Origin of the sequence: Acinetobacter sp. 766875 (genome assembly GCF_000582055.1) — a bacterium.
Classification (GTDB): domain Bacteria; phylum Pseudomonadota; class Gammaproteobacteria; order Pseudomonadales; family Moraxellaceae; genus Acinetobacter; species Acinetobacter nosocomialis.
This window is the reverse complement of the sequence record NZ_JEXX01000011.1, coordinates 91,024-99,191: the sequence shown is the minus strand read 5'-3', so window position 1 is coordinate 99,191 and position 8,168 is coordinate 91,024. Positions and strand designations below refer to the sequence as shown.

Annotated in this window: 8 protein-coding genes; 3 read left to right on the top strand and 5 right to left on the bottom strand. The window is 41.5% G+C overall.

Annotated elements, in window-relative coordinates; genetic code table 11:
- The 3 genes from J576_RS11445 to abaI form a co-directional block, all read left to right on the top strand.
- Positions 1-307 (top strand): IS5/IS1182 family transposase (locus tag J576_RS11445; protein WP_033855602.1); only part of this gene is annotated, 307 nt, incomplete at its 5' end.
- A gap of 578 nt (positions 308-885) precedes the next feature.
- The gene (locus J576_RS11440; RefSeq protein WP_002050480.1) at positions 886-1,302 is read left to right on the top strand and encodes a DUF4902 domain-containing protein; all 417 of its coding nucleotides are present in this window, start codon (positions 886-888) and stop codon (positions 1,300-1,302) included.
- A gap of 63 nt (positions 1,303-1,365) precedes the next feature.
- The gene (gene abaI, locus J576_RS11435) at positions 1,366-1,932 is read left to right on the top strand and encodes an acyl-homoserine-lactone synthase AbaI (protein WP_081400959.1); all 567 of its coding nucleotides are present in this window, start codon (positions 1,366-1,368) and stop codon (positions 1,930-1,932) included.
- 95 nt (positions 1,933-2,027) lie between these two features.
- Here abaI and J576_RS11430 read toward each other — a convergent pair whose 3' ends face one another.
- From J576_RS11430 to J576_RS11410, 5 genes are all read right to left on the bottom strand, one after another.
- A complete protein-coding gene (locus J576_RS11430; RefSeq protein WP_002050568.1) occupies positions 2,028-3,380 on the bottom strand; it encodes an MFS transporter in 1,353 nt (450 codons plus the stop codon).
- Positions 3,381-3,499: 119 nt separating this feature from the next.
- The gene (locus tag J576_RS11425) at positions 3,500-4,525 is read right to left on the bottom strand and encodes an enoyl-CoA hydratase/isomerase family protein (RefSeq protein WP_002050504.1); all 1,026 of its coding nucleotides are present in this window, start codon (positions 4,523-4,525) and stop codon (positions 3,500-3,502) included.
- Positions 4,526-4,537: 12 nt separating this feature from the next.
- Positions 4,538-5,311 (bottom strand): enoyl-CoA hydratase, encoded by a 774-nt coding sequence (locus J576_RS11420; protein WP_002050554.1) that lies wholly within the window; start codon positions 5,309-5,311, stop codon positions 4,538-4,540.
- A gap of 21 nt (positions 5,312-5,332) precedes the next feature.
- Positions 5,333-6,460 carry an acyl-CoA dehydrogenase family protein gene (locus J576_RS11415; RefSeq protein WP_002050572.1) on the bottom strand — a complete coding sequence of 376 codons (1,128 nt, stop codon included), beginning with the start codon at positions 6,458-6,460 and terminating at the stop codon, positions 5,333-5,335.
- 11 nt (positions 6,461-6,471) lie between these two features.
- The gene (locus J576_RS11410) at positions 6,472-8,121 is read right to left on the bottom strand and encodes an AMP-binding protein (protein WP_025467860.1); all 1,650 of its coding nucleotides are present in this window, start codon (positions 8,119-8,121) and stop codon (positions 6,472-6,474) included.
- Positions 8,122-8,168: the final 47 nt, after the last annotated feature.

Here is an 8,168-nt window from a genome sequence, read left to right as displayed (position 1 = left end):
TAGGCAAGCGCATGCGGTGATTCCACCTAGAAAAAATGCGAAACCATGGAAAGATACAAAGATCAGCTCGCTAGAGCGAAATGAATTACTTCGAACAGTTAAACGTTTAGGCAGCACACTATGGAAAAAATGGTCAGGCTATCATCGGCGAAGTTTGGTTGAAACTAAGATGCATTGCATCAAGTTATTAGGCGATAAACTCAGTGCTAGGAATTTTGACAGCCAAGTGAATGAGATCCATGCACGCGTAGCCGTATTAAATAAATTTACAGAATTAGGCAGACCTCATACCCAAGTTGTAACCTAAATTTTAGCAACTTAGGAAAACTCTGCCGTCAAAGGCTTTATGCAACAAAGCCTATTCAATATACAGATTATGCTTGAAAAAATTAAATTTTACAGGATGCATTTTATTCCAAAAAACATAGTTTTTAAAATAAAAAAACAATGCTCATTATTTAATCTTGAAATTATATTTTATTAATTTAATTAAATAATACATTTCAACAATGACCCAAGAAATATAATTTTACCAATCATTATATATTCAAACTAAAAAATAAATAATTATTTAGCAAATCAAATAATTACATGGTGGCTTATTTTAGTTAAAACTATTGTTTTAATAACAAGTATAAAAGCCACCTAAAAAAGCTAAAAAAAGTAAGTCAATTGAGCATTGTCAAAAGCATTTTTTATATTATAACTACAAGATAATCATTTTTTACTTTAGCCAACCTTAATACTTGAATAATCTTCCAATAAGAATAGCTTAACGATATAGGGCAAATTATATTTAACCTGTTAAACATAACAGTATTTAATTGGCAATAATTTATGGTATTTATCAAAAGATTTCTATTTCAGGGTACTTGAACAGGTAGCATGGCCAACATTACCCCTCATTTTTCAATTTCGACAGATGGTTTTATTCGTATGAATGAGAACCAACTCATGAATTACCCTTTTCAACACGTTGTATCTATCGTTGAATCAACCCAAATTGAAAAATCTCAAATTGTTTATTATGGTTTTACTGAATGGGCGACATTAAAAACTCCTGCTTTAAGTACAGGATGGGACTGGGAATTCGTTGAACAAAACGGTTTTGTTACTTTAAAACGAACTGGTTTGCCTAGAAGCAATATTATGATTGTTGATATATCTGGTACAGATATTGGATTTGATAGCACTGAAACATTAATCAAAAGGAAGATAGATATTTTGTTCTGGGAACAGTTCATTTATGCTCAAATCAATACAAGCTTAACCAAGCCTAAAGTAAGTCTGAATTTCTCTTAGAAACCTGTAAATTTTTACAGTTACCGCCTTTCCAGCTGTTCAGTAAAGTCACATCAAAAATAAGTGGAAGCACTTGTAGTGAATATTATTGCTGGATTTCAAAACAATTTTTCAGAAGGCTTATATAGCAAATTTAAAAGTTACCGTTATAAGGTATTTGTTGAGCATTTGGGATGGGAGTTAAACTGCCCACATAATGAAGAACTCGATCAATTTGATAAAGTCGATACAGCTTATGTGGTCGCTCAAGATAGAGACTCTAATATTATTGGCTGTGCCAGATTACTACCTACGACTCAACCGTATTTACTTGGTGAAATATTTCCTCAATTACTGAATGGAATACCTCTCCCGTGTTCCCCAGAAATTTGGGAATTATCAAGGTTTTCAGCCGTAGATTTTTCAAATCCGCCTACAACAGCAAGTCAAGCAGTGTCATCGCCAGTTTCTATTGCAATTTTGCAAGAAGCGATTAACTTTGCAAGAGAACAAGGGGCCAAACAACTTATTACGACCTCTCCTCTAGGTGTAGAGCGTTTATTACGTGCTGCTGGTTTTCGCGCCCATCGTGCAGGCCCACCAATGACGATTGATGGCTATTCTATGTTTGCCTGTTTAATTGATGTGTAATGGTTTAAAGGTTAACTCTTGTCTCTCGGACATGAGTTAACCTAGTTTTTTTATAATCAAGAAATACGCTTATTACGAAGAATAAATAACGCGTATCAATCAATCTTGGTTTTTAAATTTAAGTTTGCTTTTTTATAATAAGTCTCATCCGTTTTAGAGTTTCCATCACGCGGCATAAATGATGTCGATATAATTGCAACGACAGCCATACTTCCAATATAAAGCATAATTAAATATGGGTTACCTTGCCCAATACTGAGCAGCTTGGTGGCAATCATAGGGGCTAAACCACCACCCAAAACACCTGCCAACTGTACTGAAATCGAGATACCGCTGTAGCGAATTTCCGCAGGAAATTGACGCGCAAAAAGCTGAGCTTGTGGCGCATACATAATTGGAAACACCACACCAATTGCCAAAACAATTGCCGTCCAGACCAGTACAGGATCTTTGGTATTGAGCATGCTAAAAAATGGATAGCAGTAAAGTGCTAATACGCATAGACCAAACATAAACATATTGCGTTGACCGACTTTATCGGACAAATGTCCGCATAACGGCGTCATAAATAAAATCACGGCTGCACCGCAAATGGTGGCAAATAAAATATCTTGGCGGGGAATACCAAGTTGTGCAGTGGTATAAGCCAAAGTAAATGTTGACGCAATATAAAACCATGCATTTTCAGCAGCACGCGCCAGAATAATGGTGATAAGCTGTTTTGGATGATTTTTAAAAACCTGAAAGGCAGGAACTTTGACTTCTTCAGATTGCTGTTTTACTTTTTCAAAGTCTGGTGACTCAGGCACTTTTACACGAATATACCAGCCCACTGCCAGTAAAATAATGCTGGCAAGAAATGGTAACCGCCAGCCCCAGCTAAACAGTGCTTGCTCAGGTAATAACGATACCAGTCCTAGTGCGATTGAGGCGAGCATTAAGCCCCCACCTGTACTCGCCTGTGGCAAACTTCCCCAGAACCCTTTACCACCTTCGGGTGCATGTTCTACTGCCATAAGCACGGCACCGCCCCACTCACCGCCCATGGCCATACCTTGAATAAATCGCAAGATCACCAAACCAATTGCGGCCCAATATCCAATTGATTCATAAGTTGGTAAGAGGCCAATCAGTACGGTTGGAATTCCCATGAGCATCAGCGTTAGCAACAACATTGACTTACGACCAATCTTGTCACCGAAATGACCAAAGACCAAGCCGCCTAAAGGCCGCCCAATAAACCCAACGGCATAGGTTGCAAATGCTGCAAGCACACCTGTAAGTGGGTCCAGATTAGGGAAAAATAACTTGTTAAAAATGAGCGCTGCTGCTGCACCATAAACAAAAAAGTCATACCACTCAATCGTGGTGCCAACCATGCTAGAGATGCCTGCTAATCGATGTGACGACTTTTTAGGATGTGAACCGTTTCCATGTATTGTTTGCATCGTAATGTCCTTTTTAGATTTTCTTGTTTTGTCTTTTTATGCTTATGATCTGTCCTGTCCATAAGCATGTTCAGGTCTCGCTTGATCTCCTTAAGCTTTTTGTGTGTTTTTAAAATGGGTTAGCTTAGTTTTTCTAAAATTTGCTCTAACTCCGGATTACGTTCTTGCCAACGTGGTTGTTTATCTTTATCGACAATCAGTGCACGAACGCCCTCAATAAAGTCACCATGCTCAAACCAGATATCCTGTAAATCACGCTCAAGCTGCATACACTGCTGTAGTGAAAGACCGCGCCCTAAATATTGCAGTTTCAAGCTGGTTTGTTTGGCAATAAATGAACGCTGCTGCAAAATACTAAGCATCTTACTCGCCCAAGCCTTTAAGCTTTCATCCTGTTCATTTTCAAGGCTTTGCTCAATCTCATCTAAATGCTGATATCCGAAGTGTTTACGGATGCCTTCGGCAAGTTGTTTAAGCTCACTTTCGACAGGCCGAGTAATAAATCGGGTAATGATGCGTTCAATTCCCTCTTTGCTTAAACTTGGCGCTTCAACGAGAGCGTCTTGTAAAGCTTGTAACTGATCGCTTGGCACATGGTAGTCAATTAAGTCGAGATAGAGCGCATCGCTACTACTAATCTGCTCACCCGTAATTGCCATATAAACGCCAATATCATCAAGGCGAGACAGGAAATGAGTTGCGCCAACGTCAGGGAAAAAACCAATCGCTGTTTCAGGCATGGCAAATCTGGACTTTTCACTGCTTACCACAATGTGACACGCCTGAGCCAAGCCAAAACCACCGCCTAATACATAGCCATCAAGCACAACAATGATTGGCTTTTCATATTCGCGCAGTGTATTGAGCATTTTATATTCGGCACTAAAGTAGCCTTTGTAATCGGCTGTGCCATTTTTATAACTGTCGTAGAGATAGCGGATATCACCACCTGCACAGAAGGCTTTTGGGCTATTTGATTTGATTAAGATCGCCTGAACAGCAGCATCATTTCGCCACAGTTCCAATTGGGCACCAATCCCTTCAATCATATCTAGCGACAATGCATTGAGATGAGTCACACGATCTAACGTAATCACGCCGAGCTTACCTTGTCGCTCAATCATTAAGTGATTTTCTGTATTCATTTTATTGATCTCTTACTGATTTTTAAAATTTGCCTGCCGTTTTTCAACAAAGGCCTGCATGCCTTCTTTTTGGTCCGCAGTTGCAAAAATTGAGTGGAACATGCGGCGTTCAAAACGTAAACCTTCGGTAAGATTCACTTCAAAAGCTCGGTTAATGGTTTCTTTGAGCATCATGTTTGCAGTTAAAGACCGTGCTGCGATTTTTTCAGCGGCTTGCAAGGTTTGTTCAAGTAATTCTTCTTTACTAAACACACGTGCAACCAAACCACTTTGTTCTGCCTCTACTGCGCCCATTTGACGAGCGGTAAGGCACATTTCCATTGCCTTAGCTTTACCAATGGCATGGGTTAAACGCTGTGTCCCACCAATGCCCGGAATTACCCCTAAAGTGACTTCGGGTAAACCAAACTTGGCGTTGTCCGCACAATAAATAAAGTCACACATAAGCGCCAGCTCACAGCCACCACCCAAGGCATAGCCACTCACCGCAGCAATTAAAGGTTTACGGCGCTGTGCAATACGGTCTGCAAGATGAAAAAAGTCATCTAAATAAATATCGGGGAAAGCCAAATCGGCCATTTCTTTAATGTCGGCCCCTGCGGCAAAAGCTTTTTCTGAGCCTGCCAATACGATGCAACCAATTTCGCTGTCTTTTTCGAGTTGATCTAATGCCTGATTAATTTCACTAATTAATTCACTGTTTAAAGCATTGAGCGCTTGAGGGCGATTTAAGGTAATCAGTCCAACCCCATTACGCTTTTCTAATAAAATACTTTGCCACTGCATTATTTATTCCTTGTTCTGGTTCTATAGACTACGTGCGATGACTAAACGTTGGATATCACTTGTGCCTTCGTAAATTTGACAAATACGCGCATCACGATAAATACGCTCAATTGGGAAGTCTCTGAGATAGCCATAGCCACCAAACACTTGTAGGGCACTTGAGCACACACGCTCAGTCATTTCTGAAGCAAATAACTTAGCCATTGAGGCTTCGTTGAGACACGGTTGGCCTGCTTCTTTGAGACGTGCAGCGTAATGAACCAGTTGTCTCGCTGCTTCAATTTCGGTTGCCATACTGGCAAGGCGAAATGCGATGGTTTGATGCTCAAAAATTGGTTTTCCAAAAGTAATACGCTCTTTGGCATAACGAGTTGCTTCTTCGAGCGCTGCCCGTGCTAGACCGACTGCTTGTGCGGCAATACCAATACGCCCACCTTCTAAATTGGCAAGAGCGATTTTCAAGCCCTCACCTTCTTTACCCAGCATGAGACTTTTATGAATGCGCACATCGGTCAGAGCAATCTGACACGTATCTGAAGCATGCAGACCGAGTTTTTCTTCAACACGAATCACTTCATAACCCGGTGTCTCGCGTGGGACTAAAAAGGCACTAATACCTTTTTTGCCCGCGCTCGGATCGGTCACGGCAAACACAATAATGACACCGGCATTATTACCTGAGGTAATAAACTGCTTGGCACCATTTAAAATGTAATCGTCGCCATCTTTCACCGCTCGGGTTTTAATGGCTCCCGCATCCGATCCTGTATGCGGTTCGGTTAAGGCAAAAGCTCCAATCATTTCACCTTGTGCCAGAGGTTTTAAAAAGCGCTCTTTTTGCTCGTCGGTACCAAACTTTAAAATAGGCACACAACCAACCGAGTTATGTACGCTCATGATGGTTGAGGTTGCACCATCTGCCGCCGCAACTTCTTCGAGTGCCAGTACATAGGCTAAGTTACCCGTGTCTGAACCGCCCCATTGCTCTGAAACAAGCATTCCCATAAAACCGAGTTGTCCCATTTGAGTCAGAGTGTCTTTTGGGAAAGTCCCGTCTCGATCCCAATCACTGGCATTAGGCTTGATTTGTTCTTGGGCGAAACTTTTCGCCATATCACGAATGAGTAATTGTTCTTCGGTAAATTGCATTATTATTTCCTTTACCCTGCTTTAGCTTGTTGTTTAGCAATTTCTTGATTACGCAATAAAAAGCGCTGAATTTTGCCACTTGGAGTTTTAGGTAATTCACTCACAAATTCAACTAATCGTGGGTAAGCATGAGCAGAAAGTCGTCTTTTCACAAACTGGCTGAGTTCTTCAGCAAGTGCATCTGAAGGTTGTACGCCCGCAGCTAAAATTACAAAGGCCTTGACCACTTCGGTACGATCCGGATCAGGCACGCCTATTACTGCGGCTTCAATCACAGCATCATGTTCAAGCAGTGCGCTTTCTACATCAAAAGGCCCAATACGATAGCCCGATGTGGTGATTACATCATCACTACGGCCTACAAAGCTCATACTGCCATCGGCATGAAGTTCGGCAGTATCACCCGTTAAGTAGTAATGACCAACGAAAGGTGATTTACGGCTTTCTTTATAGCCACCAAACCACATCATTGGAGACTGGCTAATGTCGACTGCTAAAATTCCCGGTGTGTCTGGCGGAAGTTCTTCACCTTGTTCATTAACAATCGCAACACGATAGCCCGGACTTGGGAAACCTGCTGAGCCAGCATGAATTTCATGTTTTAAACCATGATGATTACACACCACCATGCCAACTTCGGTTTGTCCGTAATGGTCATAAATTGGAGCGTCTAAGACTTGTTTAAACCAGCGAATGACTTCCGGGTTAAGCGGCTCACCTGCACTGCTCACCACACGGAACTGACCTTTTAACGGCGCCATTTGTACCGGATCTGCTGCCATCATCATGCGGTAAGCTGTTGGTGCACCTGCCAAGTTGTTAACTTTATAATCTTTCACAATTTGGCATAGGCTATCTGTGCTGAACCCACCTTCATAAAACAAAGTGGCATGACCTAAAAATAACGGCCCAGTAATCGCATAATACAAGCCATACGCCCACCCCGGGTCGGCAATATTCCAGAATGAATCTTCTTCGGTTAAACCAATGGCATCTTGCATATATCGACCAAAAGCAATCAGTGCTTTTAATGGCACTTCCAACGGTTTAGCAGGCCCTGTTGTACCTGAAGTAAACATGAGCAAGAAAGGATCTTGAATGTTACGCATTACCAGATCACATTGATCGGACTGCTGCTTCACTTCATTCCAAAAATTAAAATCCCCTGCTTTAAGCGCAGTACCTTGTGCATCGGCCACCGTCATAATTGCAGGACACTTTTCAATTTCGTCGAGCTTGCTACGGTTACCCATATCGGTCACCACCAACTTGCTTTGTGCAAGCTGAATACGGTGCTCAATCGCTTTTGGGCCAAAGGCAGTAAATAAAGGCTGGTACACAGCACCAATTCGCCAAGCCGCCAAAATGGTTACAATCAGTTCAGGTGTTCTTGGCAATAAGCCTGAAATACGGTCGCCTGCTTTTATACCTTGAGCTTTTAAAAAGTTAGCAAATTGACTCGACCATTCTTTTAGCTCACGGAAGGTATATTGCTCTTTGCGACCGTCTTTTCCTTGCCAATACAGCGCAATTTTGTCGCCATCTGCATGTCGATCACAGCATTCATAACAAGCGTTCAGTGCATCGAGTGAACCTGACAACATCTGTTTAGCAGTGCTTTCCAAATCGAAAGCCTGTACAGCATTTTGATAATCCATCATATCTTTTCCCTCAGTCCGGATTTGTTGTTATTCACGACAGGGTTTGA